Annotated in this window: 18 protein-coding genes; 10 read left to right on the top strand and 8 right to left on the bottom strand. The window is 73.7% G+C overall.

Going from position 1 to position 21,549, the window contains the following annotated elements; all coding sequences use genetic code 11:
- Positions 1–6: 6 nt before the first annotated feature.
- On the bottom strand, positions 7–1,569 hold the full coding sequence (locus AC07FT_RS07405) for an FAD-binding oxidoreductase (protein ID WP_479174726.1): 1,563 nt from the start codon (positions 1,567–1,569) through the stop codon (positions 7–9).
- Between the two features lie 57 nt (positions 1,570–1,626).
- Here AC07FT_RS07405 and AC07FT_RS07410 point away from each other — a divergent pair, with 57 nt between their 5' ends.
- Entirely contained in the window at positions 1,627–2,301 is a 675-nt protein-coding gene (locus tag AC07FT_RS07410) for a TetR/AcrR family transcriptional regulator (RefSeq protein WP_479174728.1), read from the top strand.
- Here the strand turns inward: AC07FT_RS07410 and AC07FT_RS07415 are convergent.
- Both AC07FT_RS07415 and AC07FT_RS07420 read right to left on the bottom strand, forming a co-directional pair.
- Positions 2,298–3,806 carry a sensor histidine kinase gene (locus AC07FT_RS07415; protein WP_479174730.1) on the bottom strand — a complete coding sequence of 503 codons (1,509 nt, stop codon included), beginning with the start codon at positions 3,804–3,806 and terminating at the stop codon, positions 2,298–2,300. The genes AC07FT_RS07410 and AC07FT_RS07415 overlap by 4 nt on opposite strands.
- Complete coding sequence (locus AC07FT_RS07420; protein ID WP_479175195.1) at positions 3,803–4,588, bottom strand: response regulator transcription factor; 786 nt, start codon at positions 4,586–4,588, stop codon at positions 3,803–3,805. The genes AC07FT_RS07415 and AC07FT_RS07420 overlap by 4 nt, the downstream gene beginning before the upstream one ends.
- Positions 4,589–4,778: 190 nt before the next feature.
- On the opposite strand from AC07FT_RS07420, the gene AC07FT_RS07425 reads away from it, so the two are divergent.
- The 3 genes from AC07FT_RS07425 to AC07FT_RS07435 are packed head-to-tail and all read left to right on the top strand — an operon-like array spanning position 4,779 to position 7,407.
- Positions 4,779–6,137 carry a ferredoxin reductase family protein gene (locus AC07FT_RS07425; protein WP_479175197.1) on the top strand — a complete coding sequence of 453 codons (1,359 nt, stop codon included), beginning with the start codon at positions 4,779–4,781 and terminating at the stop codon, positions 6,135–6,137.
- Between the two features lie 51 nt (positions 6,138–6,188).
- Entirely contained in the window at positions 6,189–6,623 is a 435-nt protein-coding gene (locus AC07FT_RS07430) for an FMN-binding protein (protein ID WP_479174732.1), read from the top strand.
- Positions 6,616–7,407, top strand: a complete 792-nt coding sequence (locus AC07FT_RS07435; RefSeq protein ID WP_479174734.1) for an FAD:protein FMN transferase — start codon at positions 6,616–6,618, stop codon at positions 7,405–7,407. The genes AC07FT_RS07430 and AC07FT_RS07435 overlap by 8 nt, the downstream gene beginning before the upstream one ends.
- Here AC07FT_RS07435 and AC07FT_RS07440 read toward each other — a convergent pair.
- Complete coding sequence (locus AC07FT_RS07440; protein ID WP_471200414.1) at positions 7,379–8,593, bottom strand: CaiB/BaiF CoA transferase family protein; 1,215 nt, start codon at positions 8,591–8,593, stop codon at positions 7,379–7,381. The two genes, AC07FT_RS07435 and AC07FT_RS07440, sit on opposite strands and share 29 nt — an antisense overlap.
- A 231-nt stretch (positions 8,594–8,824) precedes the next feature.
- Here AC07FT_RS07440 and AC07FT_RS07445 point away from each other — a divergent pair, with 231 nt between their 5' ends.
- Positions 8,825–10,966: a SpoIIE family protein phosphatase gene (locus tag AC07FT_RS07445; RefSeq protein WP_479174736.1), complete on the top strand. Its 2,142-nt coding sequence runs from the start codon at positions 8,825–8,827 to the stop codon at positions 10,964–10,966.
- A gap of 273 nt (positions 10,967–11,239) precedes the next feature.
- Positions 11,240–12,901 carry an ABC-F family ATP-binding cassette domain-containing protein gene (locus AC07FT_RS07450; protein ID WP_479174738.1) on the top strand — a complete coding sequence of 554 codons (1,662 nt, stop codon included), beginning with the start codon at positions 11,240–11,242 and terminating at the stop codon, positions 12,899–12,901.
- Here the strand turns inward: AC07FT_RS07450 and AC07FT_RS07455 are convergent.
- From AC07FT_RS07455 to AC07FT_RS07470, 4 genes are all read right to left on the bottom strand, one after another.
- Positions 12,898–14,004: a PP2C family protein-serine/threonine phosphatase gene (locus AC07FT_RS07455; RefSeq protein WP_479174740.1), complete on the bottom strand. Its 1,107-nt coding sequence runs from the start codon at positions 14,002–14,004 to the stop codon at positions 12,898–12,900. The two genes, AC07FT_RS07450 and AC07FT_RS07455, sit on opposite strands and share 4 nt — an antisense overlap.
- 57 nt (positions 14,005–14,061) lie before the next feature.
- On the bottom strand, positions 14,062–15,843 hold the full coding sequence (locus tag AC07FT_RS07460; protein ID WP_479174742.1) for a carbohydrate-binding protein: 1,782 nt from the start codon (positions 15,841–15,843) through the stop codon (positions 14,062–14,064).
- 213 nt (positions 15,844–16,056) lie between these two features.
- Positions 16,057–16,680, bottom strand: coding sequence for a GOLPH3/VPS74 family protein (locus AC07FT_RS07465; RefSeq protein WP_479174744.1), 624 nt, complete (start codon positions 16,678–16,680; stop codon positions 16,057–16,059).
- Positions 16,681–16,832: 152 nt separating this feature from the next.
- Complete coding sequence (locus AC07FT_RS07470) at positions 16,833–17,309, bottom strand: hypothetical protein (protein ID WP_471200398.1); 477 nt, start codon at positions 17,307–17,309, stop codon at positions 16,833–16,835.
- A gap of 156 nt (positions 17,310–17,465) precedes the next feature.
- Between AC07FT_RS07470 and AC07FT_RS07475 the strand changes: the two genes are divergently transcribed.
- The 4 genes from AC07FT_RS07475 (at position 17,466) to AC07FT_RS07490 (ending at position 21,538) form a co-directional block, all read left to right on the top strand.
- On the top strand, positions 17,466–17,822 hold the full coding sequence (locus tag AC07FT_RS07475) for a hypothetical protein (RefSeq protein WP_432009886.1): 357 nt from the start codon (positions 17,466–17,468) through the stop codon (positions 17,820–17,822).
- Positions 17,823–18,003: 181 nt separating this feature from the next.
- The gene (locus tag AC07FT_RS07480; protein ID WP_479174746.1) at positions 18,004–19,218 is read left to right on the top strand and encodes a lycopene cyclase family protein; all 1,215 of its coding nucleotides are present in this window, start codon (positions 18,004–18,006) and stop codon (positions 19,216–19,218) included.
- The gene (locus AC07FT_RS07485) at positions 19,215–19,970 is read left to right on the top strand and encodes a class I SAM-dependent methyltransferase (RefSeq protein ID WP_479174748.1); all 756 of its coding nucleotides are present in this window, start codon (positions 19,215–19,217) and stop codon (positions 19,968–19,970) included. The genes AC07FT_RS07480 and AC07FT_RS07485 overlap by 4 nt, the downstream gene beginning before the upstream one ends.
- The gene (locus tag AC07FT_RS07490; RefSeq protein ID WP_479174750.1) at positions 19,967–21,538 is read left to right on the top strand and encodes an FAD-dependent oxidoreductase; all 1,572 of its coding nucleotides are present in this window, start codon (positions 19,967–19,969) and stop codon (positions 21,536–21,538) included. The genes AC07FT_RS07485 and AC07FT_RS07490 overlap by 4 nt, the downstream gene beginning before the upstream one ends.
- The last annotated feature ends 11 nt before the right edge of the window (positions 21,539–21,549 follow it).

Below are 21,549 nucleotides of genomic sequence, written 5' to 3' on the forward strand. Positions count from 1 at the left end.
GGGCGGTCAGCGCACCAGCACCCCCGGGTTGAGCACACCGCGGGGGTCGAGGGCGCGTTTGGCCGCGTCGAGGGCGAGCGCGAACGGCTCGGGCCGCTGGCGGTCGTAACCCGGGCGGTGGTCACGCCCGACGGCGTGGTGATGGGTGATGGTGGCGCCATGGGCGTCCAGCACCTCGCAGGCCACCTGTTTGATGTCGTCCCACATCGCCACTTCCGAACCGGGGCGCCCCGCCGCGATCACCGTGATGTAGGGGGCGGGTCCATCGGGATAGACGTGGGTGAACCGGCAGGTGATCCTGGCGGGTGTACCGGTGACCTTCGCCACCGCGGCACCGACCTCACGGTGGATCGCCTCGTACAGCTCCGGCGCCCGGTCCCAGGTGCACGCGGTCTCGAACGTCTCCACGATCGCGCCCATCCGCGCCAGCCCGTCCCGGATGTAGGGCATCCGCAGGAAGGCCGACCGCCACGCCGCCACCGAGTCATCGGCGCCGCCCTCGCTCCGCCGGGCGGTGCCGCCGTGCGCGCGGGCCGTCTCCAGGGCTGTCTCCAGAGGGCCGTCCACGGGGTGGTGCGCCGATTCGAAGCCGAGGACGAGCACACTGCGTCCGCCCGGATCCGCTCCGGACAGCTCGGCCTCCCCCGGATCCAGCAGCCGGCAGTTGGCGGGGTGCAGTCCGGACTGGGCCAACTGCCGTACGCATTCCATGGCTCGGCCGAAGTCCTCGAAGGTGACGGACGCGGACGCCTTGTGGCGCGGCGGGGCCTGGAGGCGCATCCACGCCTCGGTGATGACGCCGAGGGTGCCCTCGGAGCCGAGGAAGAGCCCGTCCGGCGAGGGGCCGGCGCCCGATCCCGGGAGCCGCCGTGAGGTGCTGATACCGACGGGGGTGACCACCCGCAGCGACTCGGTGAAGTCGTCGATGCGGGTGTGCAGGGTGGCGTAGTGTCCACCGGCGCGGGTGGCCAGCCAGCCGCCGAGGGTGGAGAACTCGAAGCTCTGCGGATAGTGCCGCAGCGTCAGGTCATGGGCGCGCAGCTGCTCTTCGAGGACCGGCCCGAGGGCGCCCGCCTGGATGCGCGCCGCGCGGCTGACCGGGTCGACCTCCAGGACCCGGTTCATCCGGGTCAGGTCCAGGGACAGCACGGCGGGGTGGTCCTCGCCCCGGTACTCCACCCCGCCGACGACGGAGCTTCCGCCGCCGAAGGGGATGACCGCGATCCTTTCCCCGCAGGCCCAGTCGAGGAGGTCGGCCACATCCCCTTCCGCCTCGGGGAACGCCACCAGGTCGGGTGCCCGGCCCGGCCGGCCGCGCAGCGCCCGGACGACATCGCGGTACGCCTTGCCCATGGTGTGCGCCACGCGGTCGGCGGGGTCGGCGGACACGATCCCGGCGAGCGCGGCGGGGGCGGTGAGCCGGGGTGCGGGCGGTGCCACATCGGCGAGGGCGGGTACCGGGAGCGGCACCGCCGAGGTGCCGGGCACCAGCGCACCGAGGTCCATGCATTCGGCGTCGGTGAGGGCCTCCTGCTCCCAGCCCCAGCCCCACCATGATCTGGTCTTCATGGACGCGCCTCCCAGGAATTTACCCATCGGTATATTACCTCAAGGTAAGATCGGGCCATGGCGAGCACAAGAGGGCGGCCGGCGCGGGGATCGACGGCGGAGGGCACGGCCCCCGCCAAGGCGGGTTCCAAGGGCGTGCCCCGGCACCGGCGGGAGGAGCAGATCCTCGCCGCCGCGATCGAGGAGTTCGGTACCCGTGGCTACGCACAGGTCTCGATGGCGGACCTCGCCGGTGTCATCGGGGTGACCAAACCCCTGCTCTACCAGTACTTCGGCTCCAAGGACGGTCTCTATCTGGCCGCCCTGCGGCGTATCGGCGACCGGCTGAGCACGGCCATCGCGGAGGCGATGGACGGTGCCACCACCCCGGACACCCCGGTGGCGGTGCTGCGCGCCGTCTTCGAGGCCCTGGAGGGGCAGCGCCAGGGGTGGTTCCTGCTGTACGACCCCACGCTCCCGGACACCGGGGAACCGGCGGAGACCGCGCACCGTTACCGCGCGGCCATCGACGGTATGGCGGCGCGCGGTACGGAGGACCTGCTGAACACCCGGGGGTTCGACGACCCCCGGGACGCGGCCGCCCTCAAGCACGTGTGGACCGGGGTGGTCAGCTCCCTGGTGGTCTGGTGGACCCGTCACCCCGGTGAATCGGCCCGGGACATGGCGGAGCGGTGCGAGCGGCTGTTCCTGGCGGCGCTCGGCGCGGGCCGCGCGGCGGAGCGGAACTCCTAGGGTGTGTCCGCCGCGCCGTCCGCGGACCCCGGCAGCCGCACCCGGAAGACCGTGTGGCCCGGGTGGCTGACGAGGTCCACCCGGCCACCGTGGGCGGTGGTCACGGCATGGGTGATGGCCAGGCCCAGACCGGTGCCGCCGCCGGTGCGGGCCCGCCCGTCACCGGCCCGTACGAAACGGTCGAAGACGGTGGCCTGCTGGGCGGGCGGCACACCGGGGCCGTCGTCCTCCACCACGAACTCCACCCCGTCGTCCCGGTACACCAGACGTACGGTCACCGTGGTGCCCGCCGGGGTGTGAGTGCGGGCGTTGGCCAGCAGATTGGTCAGTACCTGCTGGAGTCCGCGGCCGTCCCCGCTCACCACCACGGGCTCCTCGGGGAGTTCGAGCACCCAGCGGTGGTCCGGTCCGGCGGCTCGGGCGTCGCTGACCGCGTCCAGCACCAGCCGGGTCAGATCCACCGGTTCCGCGGCGAGCGGGCGGCCCGCGTCAAGACGGGCGAGCAGCAGCAGGTCATCGACCAGCTCGCCCATCCGCACCGATTCGCAGCGGACCCGGTCCAGCGCGTGGCGCACCTTGTCCGGCATGGGATCGGGGTGGCGCAGGGCCAGTTCGGCATGGCCGCGGATGGAGGCCACCGGGGTGCGGAGCTCATGGCTGGCGTCCGCGGCGAACCGGCGCAGCCGTTCCTCGCTGGCGTGTCGGCGGGCGAGGGCGTCCTCCACGTGCTGGAGCATCCGGTTGAACGCCGAGCCGACCTTGCCGACCTCGGTGCGCGGATCGGTGTCCGGTACCCGCTGGGTCACCGCCACCTCACCGCCCGCCAGCGGCAGCCGGGCCACCCCGGAGGCGGTGGCCGCCACCCGGCGCAGCGGGCGGAGCGAGAGCCGGACGCCCACGGCGCCGGCCACCCCGGTGGCCAGCAGTGCGGCGCCGAACACCACGGCCTCGACCAGGCGCAGCCGGTCGACGGTGTCCTCCACCGGCGCCAGCGGCAGTCCGGTGATCAGCACATCGCCCCTGCCGTGGGTCGCCATCACCCGGTATTCGCGCAGGGAGGACAGGGTGACGCTGTGGCCGCGCCCGTCCACCGGTACGCCGGCCAGGGTGCGCCGGTCGGTGCCGGTGAGCGGTACGGAGGTCTCGGTGCGTTCGCGGACGACGGCGGCCTGGGTCACCGTTCCGTTCAGGACGCAGGCGCCGAAGGTGCCCGCGGCCTGGCCGCGGGTGTCCGGGCCGGCGGGGTCGTCGGAGCCGGAGCGGCCGGAACCGGAACGGTCCGGGGTGAGATCGCTCCGCGCCGCCACCGGGACGGGGTTCAGACTGGCGGGGAAGTGGCCGCCCACGGTGTTCAGCTGCTGGTCCAGGCGTTGCAGCAGAAACCCCTCGAGGGCGGCGGAGGTGGCGATCCCGACCGCGACGCACGCCACCGCCAGCAGGGCCACCACTCCCGCGGTGAGCCGGGCGCGCAGACTGCGCGGGACCAGGGCGGAGGGGACTCTCATCGCGGGTCCGGCCCGTGCTCGGGGCGGGCGTCGGACCGGGGATCCGGTTTGAGGACGTAGCCGACCCCGCGCACGGTGTGGATCAGCGGACTGCGACCGGCGTCGATCTTCTTGCGCAGATAGCTGATGTAGAGCTCGACCACATGTGCCTGGCCGCCGAAGTCATAGCTCCACACCCGGTCGAGGATCTGGGCCTTGCTGAGCACCCGCCGCGGGTTGCGCAGCAGGAACCGCAGCAGCTCGAACTCGGTGGGCGTCAGGTCCACCACCTGTCCGCCGCGCGACACCTCGCAGGCGTCCTCGTCCATCACCAGGTCCCCGAAGGTCAGCAGCTGCGCGGAGTGCGTGGCGCGGGTCATGCCCGCCCGGCGCAGCAGCCCGCGCAGCCGGGCGAGCACCTCTTCGAGGCTGAAGGGTTTGGTCACGTAGTCGTCGCCGCCCGCGGTGATCCCGGCGATCCGGTCCTCCACCGCGTCCCGAGCGGTCAGGAACAGCACACAGACACCGGGGGACTCGGCGCGCAGCCGCCGCAGCACCTGGAGGCCGTCGATGTCGGGGAGCATCACATCGAGCACCACCGCGTCGGGGCGGAAGTCACGAGCGGCGATGAGCGCGTCCTCGCCGCTGCCCGCGGTGCGCACCTGCCAGCCCTCGTAGCGCAGCACATCGGACAGGATGCCGGCCAGATCGGGTTCGTCGTCCACGACCAGCACCCGCACCGGGGTGCCGTCGGTGCGGTGCAGTCCGGCCGGTGCCGCCGAGGGGGTGTCGAGATTCTCCATGGTGCCCGCAGTCTCCCGTGCCAACCTCTGTGTTTCCTCTGAATCCGGCGTCCCGAGCATGCCAGGGCCCGTTCTCAGAGGAAACCCAGAGGAACGGTTGCCACGGTGTCCGCCACCGGTGGTGCCGCGGTCCGCAGCCGCGCCCCACCGGTGTCGTGTCCGCCCGTGGAGGGAGATCACCGTGACCGCCATCGAGCACACCGGCCGCAGCCGCCGGCTGCCGCGTTCCACACCGCCCCCGGTCAGCCGCGGGCTGCCCCCGGCAGTGGTGCTGGCCCTGATCCACGCGGGGGCCGCCGCCGTTCTCGTCCTGTGGTGGCGGAACACCCCCGCGGTCGTCGGTCTGGACGGCTGGCTGACCGGTGCGGGGCGGCTCACCGGACTGCTGGCCGGTTACGCGTGTGCCGTGCTGCTCGCGCTGATGGCGCGGATACCGGCACTGGACCGGGGGGTGGGCAGCGACCGGCTGGCGCGGTGGCACGCGATGGGCGGCCGGTACACGGTCTTCCTGGCCCTGGCGCACACCATGCTGATCATCTGGGGCTATGCGGTGGTGTCCCGCACGGACGTGCTCGACCAGACCACCACCCTGGTGTTCCACTACGAGGACATGCTGATGGCCACGGCCGGGATGGTGCTGCTGGTGGCCACCGGAGTGGTCTCCGCCCGTGCCGCGCGCCGCCGGCTGAGCTATGAGACCTGGCACTACCTGCACTTCTGCACCTATCTCGCGGTCTTCCTCGCCTTCTTCCACCAGTTGTCCAACGGTTCGGACTTCCTCGGCTCATCAGCGGCGCGCACCGCCTGGTACAGCCTCTACCTCGGGGTGGCCGCCCTGCTGCTGTGGTTCCGCTTCATCACCCCGGTCCGGCGGGCGCTGCGCCACCGGCTGCGGGTGGCCGAGATCCATCCGGAGGCCCCGGGCGTGGTGTCGGTGTACCTCACCGGTGAGCGGCTCGGCGCGCTGGGCGCGCGGCCCGGCCAGTTCTTCCGCTGGCGCTTCCTGGCGCGGGGCATGTGGTGGACGGCCAATCCCTTCTCCCTCTCCGCGCCGCCCGACTCCCGCCACTTGCGCATCACGGTCAAGGAGGCCGGGGGCCACTCCCGCGCGGTGGCCCGGCTGCGGCCCGGCACCCGGGTGTGGGCGGAGGGCCCCTACGGAGGGTTCACGGCCGCCCGGGCCCGTGGTGAGCGGACCCTGCTCCTGGCGGGCGGGGTGGGCATCACCCCGCTGCGCACCCTTTTCGAGACGCTGCCCGGCGAGGTGGTGCTCGTGTACTTCGCCCGCAGCCCCGAACACCTCGCGCTGCGCCGTGAGCTCGACGACATCGCCGCCGCGCGCGGTGCCCGGGTGCACTACGCCGTCGGCGCCCCCGGTGGCCAGGCGCCGCCGCTGACGACGGAGGCGCTGGCCGCGCTGGTGCCCCAACTGGCCTCCCACGACGCCTTCGTGTGCGGACCGCCGGGGATGACGGCGGCCGCCGTGCGGGCCCTGCGGGGCGCCGGGGTGCCCCGGCGCCGTATCCACCACGAGTCGTTCGCCTTCTGACCCGCGCCGCCCCACCGCCGTACCCGTACCCGAAGTCGAGGAGCCACTGCCATGAAGCGTCCCGTCCTGGTCACCGCCACCACCGTGCTGGGGCTGTTCCTGGTGCTGTACGCGAAGCCGCACCAGGAGCCCGATCGGCCCGCCCCCGCCGCCGCGCCCTCGTCGCGCCCGTCCGCCGACGGCTCCGCCGGCACCTCCACCGGTGCGTCACCGGACGCGGTGTCCGGCCGCTTCACCGGTGACGTCGTCGAGACCCGGCGGGGCCCGGTGCAGGTCCGGATCACCCTGGCGAAGTCCAGGCTCACCGAGGTGGACGTTCTGGAAGGCGTCCATGACGAGGGCCCCAGCGCCCAGGCCGTCCCGCAGCTCACCCAGCGGGCGCTGGACGCCCAGAGCGCGGACATCGACGCCGTCTCGGGGGCCACCTACACCAGCCAGGGCTATATCTCCTCCCTCCAGAGCGCCCTGGACCGGGCCGATGTCTGAACGCCACCGGCTGCGCCACGCCGAGGAGGTCATGGGGACGGTGTTCTCCTTCGACATCCGTGACCCGGCCACCCCCGCGATCGAGAGCGCCCTCGGTGACGCCGTGTGCTGGCTGCACCGGGTGGACGCGATCTTCTCCACGTACCGGCCCGGCAGCCAGATCAGCCGGCTGGCGAGGGGGGAGCTGACGGTCGCGGAGTGCGACGCCGAGGTGGCCGAGGTGCTGAGGCTGTGCCGCGGTGTCGGCCACCGCAGCGGCGGGGCGTTCACCGCTTCGCCGGGCGGACGGCTCGATCCGTCGGGGATGGTGAAGGGGTGGGCGACCGAGCGCGCCTCCCGGATCCTGTACGCGGCCGGGTCCCGCCACCATCTGGTCAACGGCGGCGGTGACATCCAGGCGCGCGGTGGTTCCGCCCCCGGCCGCCCCTGGCGGTGCGGGATCGCCGACCCGTGGCGTGGTGGTGAGGTGGCGGCCGTGGTGTCGGGCCGGGACCTGGCCGTCGCCACCTCCGGTACCGCCGAACGCGGTCACCACATCCTCGATCCCGCGACCGGCGAACCGCCCACCGCCCTGGTCTCGATCACCCTGGTCGGTCGTCATCTGACCGAGGTGGACGCCCTGGCCACCGCCGCGTTCGTCAAGGGGGAGCGGGCCCGTGACTGGGTGGCGTCCCTGCCGGGTGTCGAGGCGTTCGCACAGACCGCGGACGGCCGCACCTGGTGGACACCGGGATTCGCCGCGCTGTGCGGGACCGTCAGCGACCGGGCGGGGGCGGCTCGGTGAGCCGCCGGATCTCCTCGGCGTCGTAGCCGAGCGCGGAGAGCACCTCGTGGTTGTGCTCACCGAGCAGCGGTGGCGCGGTGCGCACCGGCGGCCGCACACCGCGGTAGCTCACCGGGAACCCCACCTGGTCCAGCGTCCCGACGACGGGGTGCGCCACCTGCTGGACGATGCCGAGCGCGGCGGTCTGCTCGGAGCCGTAGACCTCGTCGAGCGTCCGGATCGGGGTGACGGGGACACCGCCCGCCTTGAGGGTGGCGCACCAGTGCTCCACGGTCCCGCCGCGCAGGGTCGTCTCCAGCGCGGCGTTGAGCTCGGCGCGGTGGACCACCCGGTCCCGGTTGGTGCTGAACCGGGGGTCGTCCCCGAGGTCGGGGCGGTTGATCAGGGCGCAGAGGCGTTGCCACAGCGCGTCGTTGCCGACGGCGATGACGAAGTGGCCGTCCGACGCCGGATACGCCTGGTAGGGCACCAGGCTCGGATGCCCCGAACCCAGCCGGGTCGGGGTCTCCCCGGTGGCGAAGTAGCTGGTGGCCCAGTTGATGTGCAGGGCCAGCTGGGATTCGTACAGCGAGGTGGTGAGGTACTGGCCGTGGCCGGTCCGGGCGCGTTCGACGAGGGCCGAGACCACCCCGATGGTGCCGAACAGCGCGGCCCCCAGGTCGCCCATCGCGTATCCGGCCTTGACCGGTGGCCCCTGGGGTTCACCGGTCAGGGACATCAGCCCGGCGGCGGCCTGCGCGACCATGTCGTAGCCCGGTTCGGAGCGCAGCGGGCCGGTCTCGCCGAACGCGGAGATGTGCAGCACCACCAGCCGCGGATGGGCCTCGCTGAGCCGGTCGTAGCGGAACTCCTCCTGGAGGGTGCTCCCGGGGCGGAAGTTCTCCACGACGACATCGGCGTCGGCGATCAGCCGGTGGGCCGCCTCCTTCCCGGCCGGGGACTTCAGATCGAGCGTCACCGAGCGTTTGCCGCGGTTGGCGGCCAGGTAGTACGCCGCGTCGGGACCGTTGAAGGGCGGGCCCCACCGCCGGGTGGGATCGCCGCCGTCCGGGTGCTCGACCTTGATGACATCGGCACCGAGATCGGCCAGCGACATGGTCACGTACGGTCCGGCCAGGATCTTGGACAGGTCGACCACGCGGATTCCCGCGAGCGGGGCCGCGCCATGGGGTGCGGGGCTGGTCATGGGCCACCTTCGGTACGGGTCGGACACGGGCTGTCGGGTGCGGCAAGGGTACGAGCCCGGCGGCCCGTACGGCCTCCCTCCCGCCCCGGAAGCGCCATCAGCGGAACGTGACCGCCGGGGACCCTCCGTGCTCTCTTTCGGCATGTGGCGGAAGAGCGCAGACTGGATCGGGAGGGCCCCTCTTCGAGGGCGACCAGGTCACTGCGTTTCACGAGCGCGGAGGGACGACCGGTGCCAGCAGACCGGCAGAGCGACGAAGCGGGGCGAGGGCCGCTCTGGTCGGAGCCGGGCACCCTGCTGGAGCGGGTGGCGGTGGCCGTCTTCGCCGTGGATGAGTCCGACCGCGTCTGCTATTGGGGACCGGGCGCGCAGGACCTCTTCGGCTACCGCTCCCAGGAGGCGCTGTCGCAGCCCGGCGAGATGCTCTTCGCCGGTCCGTCCGACAGGGCGGCCGGATCGTGGACCCGGCTGGTGGAGCGGGGCCGTACCGAGGGTTACTGGCGCGGCCGGGTGCGCGCCCGCCATCGGGACGGCAGCTCCCTCGACGCCGCGTTCCGGGTCTTCCCGGTGGCCGGGGTGGGCGGCCGGGTGGTGGTCCTCGCCCTGGGCAGCAGGGGCGATGAACTGGACCGGGTGAAGACCAACCTGGCCTTCCTCGACGTGCTCTTCCAGAGCTGCCCCATCGGTCTGGTGATGTTCGACGAGGACCTGCGCTACGCCCATGTCAACCAGACCCTCGCCGATATGGACGGACTCCCCGTCGAAGCCCATCTGGGGCGCCATGTCGACGAGGTCGTGATCGCCTCGGACAACGGCGAGTACGCGGCCATGCTGAGCGCCGTGGCCGAGGTGGGACGGCCGATCGTGGGCACACTGGTGGGAGTGCGTACCAAAGGGCACCCGGACACCGACCAGGTGTGGTCGGTGTCCCTCTTCCCGCTCTCGCGCCCCGGCGGCATCCGTTTCTTCGGGGTGGGCGGGGTGATGGTCGATGTGACCGACCGGGAACAGGCCCTGGTCGAGGCGTCCGCCGCCCGTCAGCGGCTGGCCCTGCTGGACCGGGCGGCCGCCCGGATCGGCACCACCCTGGACACCAGGATCACCGGGCAGGAGGTCGTCGACGTCACCGTCCCGGACTTCTGCGACGGCGCGGTGGTGGAGGTGATGCGATCCCCGGAGGAAGGGCTGGACTTCGACCCGGACCGGCCCCTGGTCACCCGGCGGATCGCCGCCGAGACCATCCTGCCGCCGCCCGCCACCGAACTGGTCGGCGGGCTCGACGTGGTGACGTATCCGACCGGTTCGATCATCCACGAGGTGCTGCGCACGGGACGGCCGACGCTGGCCAGGGTGGACGACGACTTCCTGAACCGCACCGTGCTCACCGAGGAGCGGGCCCGGCTGCTGAACGACAGCGGTCTGTCCAGTCTGCTCTTCGCGCCCCTCATCGCCCGCAAGACCGTCCAGGGCATCGCCGTCTTCGGGCGGTCCTCGTCCCGGCCGGGCTTCACCGAGCAGGACCGCGGCCTGGCCGGGGAGCTGGCCTCGCGAGCCGCGCTGTGCCTGGACAACGCCCGGCTGTACAACCAGGAGCGCGATATCGCGCTCCGGCTCCAGCGCGCGCTGCTGCCCAACTCCCTGGCGAACAGCCCGTATGTGCACATCGCCCATCGCTATCTGCCCGGCGGGCGCATCACCGAGGTGGGCGGCGACTGGTACGACGTGATCGGGCTGCCCGCCCACCGCGTCGCCCTGGTGGTGGGCGACGTCATGGGGCACGGCATCCCCGCCGCCACCGCCATGGGGCGGCTGCGCATCACCGCCAGCGCACTGGCCCGCCACGATCCCGAACCCAGTGAACTCCTCGCCGAACTCGACCAGTTCGCCCGGGAGTCCAACATCGAACTGGCCACCTGTCTGTACGCCGTCTACGACCCCACCACCGGACATCTGCGCCTCGCCAGCGCAGGACACCCACCACCCCTGGTGCTGCGTCCTGACCACCGGGTCGACCTGCTGGACGAGGTGCTGGGCGTGCCGCTGGGCATCGGCGGCTGCCGCTTCCGCACCGCCGACGCCGAACTGCCCGCGGACTCCGTCTTCGTGCTGTACACCGACGGGCTGATCGAGGGCCGCACCCACGACGTCGGGAAGGGGCTCGACGCGCTCCGCTCCGAGGTGCACCTGGCCCCCGACGGGCTGGAGGCCGCCGCCGACCGCATCCTGGACCACATGGTGCCCGGGGACCCGGCCGACGACACCGTCCTGGTCCTGGCCCGGGTGCACCGGACGCCCCGGCGCGCGGACCCGATGGCCCGGCGCTGGCCGCGTTTGCGGACCCCGCACCGCCTGTCGCACCGCACCTCGCACTGAGCGCGGCTGCGGTACAGTGACAGCGTCCTGTTGTCTCCGATAGAGGTGGACGTTGCGCATCTGAGGTCCGCGATCACCGCGCGGTACGGCACCCGCCGTACGCCCGTCACCCCGCGGCCGGTTTCTCCGGCCCCGTGACCATCCGCGTGGATCCGACCTCGGTGCCCCAGCCGTCCCTCGACCTTCGCAGGGCAGCGCCCCTCCCACGGCTCGGCCGCCGCGTGGTGCTCGCACACCAAGCCCCCTTTCCGCGCTGACGACTGCGAGAACCACATGGCCCACACCACCGTGCCCGGCGCCTCCGTGACCTGCTCCGCACTGAGCTTCCAGTGGCCCGACGGCACCCCCGTCTTCGACGGACTCTCCCTGACCATCGGCCGTGGCCGCACCGGCCTGGCCGGCAGCAACGGCACCGGCAAATCCACCCTGCTGAGGCTGTTCGCCGGGCGGCTGCGTCCCGCCCGGGGGACGGTGACCGTCGGCGGCACCCTGGCGTACCTCCCGCAGAACCTCACCCTCGACACCGCGCTCCGGGTCGACCAGGCCCTCGGTATCGCCCGGCGGCGCGCCGCGCTGCGCGCCATCGAGGCCGGGGAGGTGGACGAGACACACTTCGACACCCTCGGCGACGACTGGGACGTCGAGGAACGCGCCCTCGCCACCCTGGGCTCCCTCGGGCTCGACGGCATCGGACTCGACCGTGCCGTCGGGGAGATGTCCGGCGGGGAGACCGTTCTGCTGCGCCTGGCCGCACTGCTGCTGGAGCGCCCCGATGTGCTGCTGCTCGACGAACCCACCAACAACCTCGACCTGTTCGCGCGCCGCCGCCTCTACGAGGCCGTGGACTCCTGGCGCTCCGGAGTGCTGGTCGTGGTCAGCCACGACCGCGAACTGCTGGAGCGGGTGGACCGGGTGGCCGAACTCCGCTCCGGCGCGGTGAGCTGGTACGGCGGCGGCTGGTCCGCCTACCAGGAGGCCGTGGCCACCCAGCAGGAGGCGGCCGCCCGCACCCTGCGGGCCGCCGAGGCCGACGTCCGACGCCAGAAGCGCGAACTGGAGGAGACCCACATCAAACTGGCCCGCCGGCAGCGTCAGAGCAAGAAGCTGGACGCCCAGCGCAGGGCACCGAGGATCGTCGCCGGAGAACGCAAGCGGTCCGCCCAGGAGTCCGGCGACAAGCTCCGCGGACTCCACGAGGGCCGGCTCGAGGAGGCGCGTGAACGCCGGGAGGAGGCCGCGGACGCCATCCGCGACGACGCCGAGATCCGGGTGTCCCTGCCGCACACCGCCGTACCCGCGGGGCGCACCGTGCTGAGCCTGGACGGACTGCGTCCCCGCCACGGCAGACTGCGTGAAGGCACCCTCCGGGTGCACGGCCCCGAGCGTATCGCGCTGGTCGGCCGCAACGGAGCGGGCAAGACCACCCTGCTGCGCACCCTGACCGGCGAACTCGCCCCGCTGTCCGGCGAGGCAAGGGCATGGGTGCCGCTGCGCTTCCTGCCCCAGCGCCTCGATGTGCTCGACGGGGAACTGAGCGTGGCGGCCAATGTGGCCCGGGCCGCGCCCGGGGTGACGGACCAGCACATCCGCGCGCAGCTGGCGCGGTTCCTGTTCAAGGGGGCGCGGGGGGAACAGCGGGCGGCCACCCTCTCCGGCGGGGAGCGCTTCCGCGCCGCCCTCGCGGCCACCATGCTCGCCGCCCCGGCCCCCCAGCTGCTGATGCTGGACGAACCCACCAACAACCTGGACACGTCCGCCGTCCACCAGCTGACCGGCGCGCTCGACTCCTATCAGGGCGCCCTGCTCATCGCCTCGCACGACCTGCCGTTCCTGCGCTCGATCGGCATCACCCGCTGGCTGCTCCTCGGGGAGGAACTCCAGGACACCAGCGCGGAGGAGGTGGAGGAACTGCTCGCGGCGCCGGGTACGGCCTAGGTCCGCCGGACGGCCACCACGGCGGCATCGTCGCCGAGGTGGCCGTCGATGTGGGCGGTGAGGTCCTCGCGCAGCCGGCGCACCACCGCGTCGGGACGGCGCTGGGCCCAGCCGGTGGCCCGTTCGGCCAGCGGGTAGAAGACGCCCTCGGCGTCGCGGGCCTCGACCACCCCGTCGGTGTAGAGCAGCAGTTGCTCACCGCGTTCGAAGGGGAACGTCTCGGTCTGGTAGTCGGACGTCCCATTGAGTCCGCCCAGCCCCAGCGGCAGGTGGTGGGCGCCGGGGTGGAGCGTGCTGACACCGCCCCGGCCGAGCCGCAGGGCCGGGGGATGGCCGCAGCTGATGATGTGGACGACCGGCTCCTCGTCGGGGATGTCCAGCAGCATGGCGGTGGCGAAGGACTCCTCGGTGTCGGTGTCGTCCCGGGTCCGCCACTGCGTGCTGTCCCAGCGCATCGCGCCGTCCAGGTGGACGGCGAGGTTGCGCAGGGTGGCCTGGCGGTGGGCGGCCGCGCGGAAGGCGCCCAGCAGCAGCGCGGCGTGGCTGATCGAGGCCAGTCCCTTGCCCCGGACGTCCGCGATCAGCAGCCGGGTGCTGTGCGAGGTGCGGGCCGCCGCGTACAGATCGCCGCCCATCTCGGCCTCCGCCTCGGCGGGCAGATAGAGGTGTGCGATCTCCAGCGGGCCGCTGCGGGTCGGCAGCGGGCGCAGCAGGACGTGCTGGGCGGCCTCCGCCACCGAGGTCATCCGGTGCAGTTTCCGCTCCCGGCGGTCCCGGACCAGGCAGAACCCCACGAGCAGGGCGGACACCAGGAGCAGCGCGCCGATCTGCGCCTGGATGTTGGCGGTGTCCAGCACCCCCCGCTCCACTCCGATCGCCACCTGGGTGACCACCGCGAGGGCCCCGATCAGGGCGGTCAGCCGGGCACCGGCGAAGGCCACGGTGATCGCGGGTGCCGCGACCAGCAGCGGGCCGAGGTGGATGTGGGACGGCGACAGGATGTCCACCACGAACACCACGGCGATCAGCCCGAGCGGCAGCACCACCGTCGTACAGCCCGGCTGCCAGGAACGGCGGAGGGAGGTCAGCGGCCGGAGGGGCATGACTCCAGCATGCCCGCCCGGCCCGCACCGCGTCGTACGGCTCGGCGACCGGGACCGTCAGCGCACCGGGAAGGTGAACCAGTGCAGCCCCACGAAGGGCGGGTGGCCGGTGGCGTCCGAGGAGAACCGGAGGTAGACGGTGTGCACCCCCGTGGTGCGGGTGATGTTCGTCGGGACCGTACGCCACGCGGTCCGGCCGCCGGTGGTGTCCACCGTGAAGGTGCCGATGGGGGTGCTGGAGGGGGTGTCGAGGTGGACGGCGACCAGCCCGCTCACCCCGTTCGCGGCGTCGGAGGCGACCCGGGCCCGGAACTGGCTCGACCCGTCGCCGAAGTCCACGTCGTCGTAGCGCAGATACGCGCCGTCGGCCAGCTGGGCGACCTGGCGGCCGCCTCCTCCGGAGCCGGTGTCCCCCGTGGCCGGGCCGACCTCCGCGTCGCCCAGGGAGGCCGCGTCGAAGGTGTCCGCCGCGATGACCGAGGTGGCGGAGACGGTGTCCGGTACGGGCCGGGCGGGGGCCGTGGTGTGCCGGGCGCGGGTCGCCGGGGCGGTGGGTCCGGACGTGGCGGAGCCCTCGGACGGTCCGGACGTCGGGATGGAGTCCCGGGCGGGCCCCGAGGGGGACACCTCGCCGGTGGCGGGCGGGGTGAGGGGCGCGGGGGTGTCCCGTCGCGCACCGGAGTCCGTAGTGGTGCCGGGGGACACCAGCAGCACGGCGACCGTGGCCACCACGGCGGAGGTCGTCAGGGTCGCGGCCAGCGCCCGTGTCACGGGGATCCGCCGGGCGGACACACCACCGAGACCGTCCCTGCCCCGCGGGGTGTCAGGGCCGGCCGGGGGAGTGGCGGGGCCGGTGCCGTCCCCCGTTCCGGGGGCGTCGGTGAGGCGCACGGTGGCCGGCCGGGCGGCGGGGACACCGGTGGCGGCTTCGGTGGCCTCCTGCCCGCCGGGGGCAGGACGGGAGGCGAGATAGGCGAGCCCGCCCCACGGCAGCAGTCCTTCGGCGAGCACCTGCGCCGGGCGCTCGCCCAGCCCGACCAGCACGTTCAGCACCCGGGAACACTGGGGGCAGCTGGCCAGATGGCCTTCCAGGTCGCCGCTGCGGTGCACCCCGGCGCGGCGCGCCGCCGCGTCCAGCAGACCGCAGAACCGCCCGCAGTCGTCCTCCGCCGCCTGGGCCGCGTAGGCCCAGAAGTACGCGTCGCGGTAGGACCGCAGCGCACGTCTGCGCAGGGAGGGCAGTCGTTCCGGCTCCACCCCCAGCAGCAGTGCCGTCGGCGCGCCGGTCTCCCCGTCGACGGCCGTGTGCCACAGGACGGCCTGGGTGCGGCCAGGGAGGTTGCGGAAACCGCGCAGCATCAGCGACCGGTTCTCCAGCAGCCGTGCGGTGGGCACCGGGTCGGACAAGGCCGCGAGCGAGGTGTCCAGCCAGGCCGCGAAGTCCGGTGCCACATCGGTGCGGCGACGGGTGGCGGCCCAGGCGGCGGCCGTGCGGTAGCCCAGGATCAGCAGGTGGTGGCGCCACGCCTCGCGCGGCTCCCGGGAGGTCCGCACGGTGTGCCGGGCCTGTTCGAAGACCTCGTCGCTCAGTTCCTCGGCTACGAGGCGGTCGCGGCAGCAGATGCGGGCGTAGGACCGGACGGCAGCGAGGTGGCGGCGCCGGAACTCCTCGGCCGCCTCCTCCTCCGCCGCCGCCGGTGCGAGGGAGGGCGGGGCATCGGGTGTGTCGGTGGTGTCCCCCGAGGGGCGGCCACCGGCGATCAGCCGTATGAGATCGGCGTCGGACCGGGGGCTGCCGGTGGGGCGTACCGATGGTTCACAAGCGTCGAGCTGCGACACGTCTCCGACTCCCTCGTCCGGGCGGGCCCGATTCCCCGGTGTACCGCACTCCGGGCCGCGCTGGCCTGGGGAAGTTAGCAGAGCGGATCGGTGGTCAAAAAGACTTCGGAACAGGCTTACGGCGCACGCGAGTTGGTGTGCGCCCCCTCGTGCGCCGTAGGTCTGGACCACACGAGGAACCGTGGTGGTGTCCGGTGGCGGTGCGGGGCGGTGTCAGTAGCCGCGGCGCACGTTGTCGGCGGTGGCGGCGTCGCGCCGCTCGGCCCGGCGCTGCCGTTCCACGGCCAGCTCGCCCAGCGCGTCGTCCACGGCCGTGAGCACGGTGGCCGTCGCCACGTCGTCCACCCGTGTCACGGTGGGCGAGCCGGGTCCGGCCGGGTCGTCGATCCCGACCGCCGCGGCGAGCGTCGCGAGGACGGGTTCGTCCGAGCGCAGCCGGTGCTCCGCGCGACGGCGGGCGGCGGAGTCGACGAGCACCAGCTCGTCGGTGTGGAAGAGCACCCATCGGCGGTGCCGCTCCCGGACCGCGTCCCCGTCCGCCTCCAGCGTGCCCAGATACGCCTCCGGCAGCCCGCGGCCCCTGCGCCACAGCCATGCGCCGACCGGTTCGTACGGCGGTTCCCGGGTGAGGGAGGCGGCGGCCTGGTCCAGCATCCGGTCCGCCAGGGGCAGCGGCGGGCCCGGCACGATGCGCTCGCCGTCCAGCCCGATGGCCCGGGCGTCCAGGAGATCGATGGCCTCGGCGCCCGCCAGCGCGAGCGACAGGTCGCCGCGGTCGACGGACTGGCTGGACGCCATGTCCATGGCCATGATCAGCAGGTCCCGTGGTGTGGTCATGGACGGCTCCCCGGCACCGGCCGCCCACCGCGGGGGGCGGCCGGACGGACGGTGGCGTGCGGACGCTCGGCCATGTGTCCAGCGTGCGACCGTGGCCGTGGCCGCGCAAACCACGGACCGGACACGGCCCGCTCGCCTCCTGGCCGCGCCGGTCAGACCAGGGCCTCGACCTCCAGGAAGCGCCGGCCGCGCGGCCCCCGGTACTCCAGTGCCTCCCAGCCCAGCCGCCCCAGGACCGCGGCGCACTCCCGCAGCGCCTCCTGCGCGGCGTACCCCGCGCCGCTGCCGGGCGGGCCCAGCCATGCGACCCGCACCACCCCCGGCCGGTCGGCCGCGCTCACCCGGTAGCCGGTCGCGACGCGGTGGCCGTCGGCGTCGACCGCCGACGGACGCACGCCGGCGGCCTCCAGGGCGAGCGACACCGCGCGCACCGGCTGGTTCCGCTCCCACACGGCAGGTACCGCTCCGGGCTCGGCGGAACCGGTGTTCATCAACCGCCGGATCTGCAGCAGCCCTTCGAACGCGGTCCGTACCGCAGCTTCCCGGCCGTCCTCGTCCCGGGCCCGTCCGTCGCCGGTGGCCACGTCGAAACCGTCGGACGGACGGCCGGTGTCGTCCACGCCTCCCACCCCGTCATCCTGTCAGAAGCGCGCCCCCGTGGCCGAGGGCCGTGACCGGCGCCCGAGGAGCGCATCTCCGGGGCACCATCGGCTGATTACCGATGGAACAGACGGATGTGGCCGTTATGCCCTCGGGGACTCCTGAATGTCGCTACTGTGAGCCGCATGGATGCCGGGAACGAGCACCCCGACGACGAATGGCCGCTCCCTCCTTCCTGGATGTGGGGCTGCGGGGAGTGCATCGAGCTGTACAAGGCGATGAAGCTGGCTCCCGAGGTCGTGGAGGCGGCGCTGGAGGAATTCGGGCCGGGGGTGGACTGCGATCCCAGCGACAGTGTGGTGACCACCCAGATCCGGCTGGCCCGGCATATCGCCGTGGAGCACGAGGAATTCCTCCCCGAAGCCGACGAGTCGTGTGAGAAGTGCATGTCCGACCTGCGACGGCGCCTTCCGGAGCTGCTGGTCCTCGAGCACCGGGCGCGCCATGTCTTCGCGCCACCACGCATCGTCGGCCTGCTCTGACACCCGTGGGGCGGTGCGGTGGCCCGCTGATGGGGCGTCATCGGCGGTGGACCCGGGCGACACGTCCACCGCCGTACCTCCGTACCGGCCGCGCATAGGGAACAGTGGAGCCGCGGTGCCGGGGGCGAGAGCCCCGGGGCGCCGTGGTCCAGGGCCCTTGTGCGCGGAAGGAGGCGCCGCCGTGCGGGACGGGGACATCGACGGGGACATCGTCATCGTGGGCGCGGGCGCGGCCGGGCTCTCGCTCGCGTACCGGCTGTGCGCGGAACCACGGGACACGCCTTCGCCCCAGGTCACCCTGGTCGACGCCCCGCCCGGTCCGCTGCGCCCGCCCGAGCGCACCTGGTGCTACTGGGAACCGCCCGGCGGTGAGTTCGACGAGGTGCTCACCGCGTCCTGGGAGCGGCTCCGGGTGCGTGGCCCCGGTGGCGAGACGGTGGAGGGACGGCCGGCCGGACTGCGCTACAAGATGCTCCGATCCGGTGACTTCGAGGCGTTCGTGGCCCGGCGCACCGAGCGGTGTGCCGGATTCCGGCGGGTGGCGGCCGCCGTGCACGCCGTCACCGACGCACCGGGCGGCGCCGAGGTACGGGGGGCGGGCCCCGAGGGCGAGCCCGTCGTACTGCGGGCCCGCTGGGCGTTCGACTCCCGGCCGCCCCGGCCGCTGCCACCGGCCCGCACCACACTCCTCCAGCACTTCCGCGGCTGGTTCGTCCGCACCCCGCTGCCCCGCTTCGACCCGGCGGTGGCGGACCTCATGGACTTCCGCACCCCACAGCCGCCGCGCGGACTGTCCTTCGGCTACGTCCTGCCGTTCGGCCCGTGCGAAGCGCTCGTGGAGTACACCGAGTTCTCCCCGGCCGTCCTCGGCGACACCGGGTACGACCGCGCGCTCACCCACTACGCACGGCAGGTGCTCGGCCTGGACCGCTTCGAGGTGACCGCCGTCGAGCAGGGGGTCATCCCGATGACCGACGCACGCTTCCCCCGGCGGGTCGGCGCAGCGGTGTTCCGCATCGGCACCGCCGGCGGCGCCACCCGTCCCTCCACCGGCTACACCTTCGCCACCGTGCAACGGCAGAGCCGGGCGGTTGCGGAGGCGTGGCGGCGCGGGCTGCCCCCGGTGCCGCCCCGGCCCCATCGTCCGCGGGCGCGGGCGATGGACGCGGTACTGCTGCGGGCCCTGGCGGCCGGACGGGTGGACGGCGCGGCGTTCTTCACCGGACTGTTCCGGCAGGTGCCGATGGAACGGCTGCTGCGCTTCCTCGACGGACGGACCCGGGCGGCCGAGGACTTCGCCATCGGGCTGCGCACACCCGTGCCCGCCATGCTGCGCACCGTCGCCGAACTGCCCTGGCTGCGACGCCACACCCCGGCCCCCGTGGAGGCGGTATGACACCACATCGCACACCGGTCCTGCTGCGCGACGCGGAACTGGCCGCCGCGTTCGACCGCGCGGCGTCCGGCTACGACCGGCTGGTCGCCCTCAATCCCGGCTACCACGGCCATCTGCGCCGCTCCGCCCGGCGCCTGGGACTGCCCGCGCACGGCGCCGGGCTGCGGCTGCTCGACCTCGGCTGCGGTACCGGGGCCTCCACCGCCGCACTGCTCAGGGCCGCGCCCGAGGCGGAGATCGTGGCCGTGGACGCCTCGGTGGGCATGCTGGAGCGGGCCACCGCCAAGCGCTGGCCGTCCCGGGTCCGCTTCGTGCACACCCCGGCCGAGCGGCTCTCCGCCACCTGGGGCACGGGGTCGTTCGACGCGGTCTTCGCCGCCTATCTGTTCCGCAACGTCACCGATCCGGACGCGCTGCTCGGCACCGTCCGCGCGCTGCTCGTGCCGCACGGTCGGCTGGCGGTGCACGACTACCTGCTCAGTGGCAACCCCCTGCACCGGGCGGTGTGGACCGCGGTGTGCCGCGCCATCGTCCAGCCCGCCGGAACCCTCACCGGGGACCGGGCCCTCTACCGCCACCTCCGCCGCAGCGTCGAGGAGTTCGACACCGCGGACGCCTTCCGTGAACGGATGCGGCGGGCCGGCTTCGACCAGGTCAGGGTGGTGCCGATGCCCGGCTGGCAGACCGGGGTGGTGCACACCGTCGTGGGCGGCGCGGCCACCGGCGTACCCGGCCACCGGACCACCTGGTGACCGCCGTGGGACGGCGCGGCGCGGTCGACGGCGCCGCACCGCGCCGGGGCCGCGACCGCCGCGCCCGGGTGCTGCCGCCGCCGGCGGGACGGCCCCGGATCACCGGGGACGCGCCGAGCGTGGCGGTGGCCGGTGGCGGTGTGGCCGGACTCGCCGCCGCCACCTGCCTGGCCGAACGCGGTGTCCGCGTCACGCTGTACGAGCGGGAGGCACACCTCGGCGGACGGCTCGCGGGCTGGCCGGTACGGCTGGACGACGGCTCACAGGTCACCATGAGCCGCGGCTTCCACGCCTTCTTCCGGCAGTACTACAACCTCCGCGGACTGCTGCGGCGGACCGACCCCGGACTGCGGACGCTCACCGGACTGCCGGACTACCCGCTGCGGCACAGCCGCGGGACGTACGACAGCTTCGCGAGGGTGCCCCGCACCCCACCGCTGAGCGCCCTGGGCTTCGTGGCGCTGAGCCCCAGCTTCGGTGTGCGGGACCTGCTGCGGATGCGTCCGGCCGCCGCGCTGCCGCTGCTGGACGTCCGTGTGCCGGAGGTGTACGAGCGGCTGGACGGCATCAGCGCACGGGACTTCCTGACCCGGATCCGCTTCCCCGAGGCCGCGCGGCATCTGGCGTTCGAGGTGTTCTCGCGCAGCTTCTTCGCCGATCCCGGTGAACTCTCCGCCGCCGAGCTGGCGTTGATGTTCCACATCTACTTCCTCGGCTCCGCGGAGGGACTGCTCTTCGATGTGCCCCGGGAGCCGTTCCCGCAGTCCCTGTGGGAACCGCTGGGCCGCTATCTGACCGGCCACGGCGTACGGCTGCGGACGGGGAGCCCGGTGGAGCGCCTGGAGCCGGAACCCGGCGGCGGGGTACGGCTCACCGCGGACGGCGTCACCCGGCACCATGACGCGGCCGTACTGGCACTGGACACCGACGGGCTGCGCCGGGTGGTGGCGGACTCACCGCGGCTGGGCACCGTACGGTGGCGGGCCGGGATCGAACGGCTGCGCACGGCACCGCCGTTCCTGGTGTCCCGGCTGTGGCTGGACCGTCCGGTGCGCGCCGACCGCCCCGGTTTCCTCGGCACCAGCGGCTACGGCGCGCTGGACAACGTCAGTGTGCTGGAGCGCTGGGAGGGCGAGGCGGCCCGGTGGGCCGCCCGCACCGGCGGTTCGGTGGTCGAACTGCACGCCTACGCCGTCGCCCCGGACCTCGACCGCGAGGCCGGACAGACGGCGCTGATCGCCCAGTTGCACCGGCTCTACCCGGAGACGCGGGAGGCGCGGATCGTCGCGCGGCGCCATGAGTGGCGGGCGGACTGCCCGCTGTTCCCGGTCGGCGGGTTCGGCGGCCGCCCCACGGTGCGCACCCCCGATCCCTCCGTCGTGCTGGCGGGGGATCTGGTGCGCACCGCCCTGCCGGTGGCGCTGATGGAACGCGCGGCGACCACCGGTTTCCTCGCCGCGAACGCGCTGCTGGAGCGGTGGGGCGTCCGGGGACAGACGCTGTGGACGGTGCCGCCGAAGGGCCGTTCGGCGGCGCTGCGCGCGCTGGCCGGGCTGGGCGGCGGCTGACGGGCGGAAGC

It is taken from the genome of Streptomyces sp. NPDC045899 (assembly GCF_056431485.1).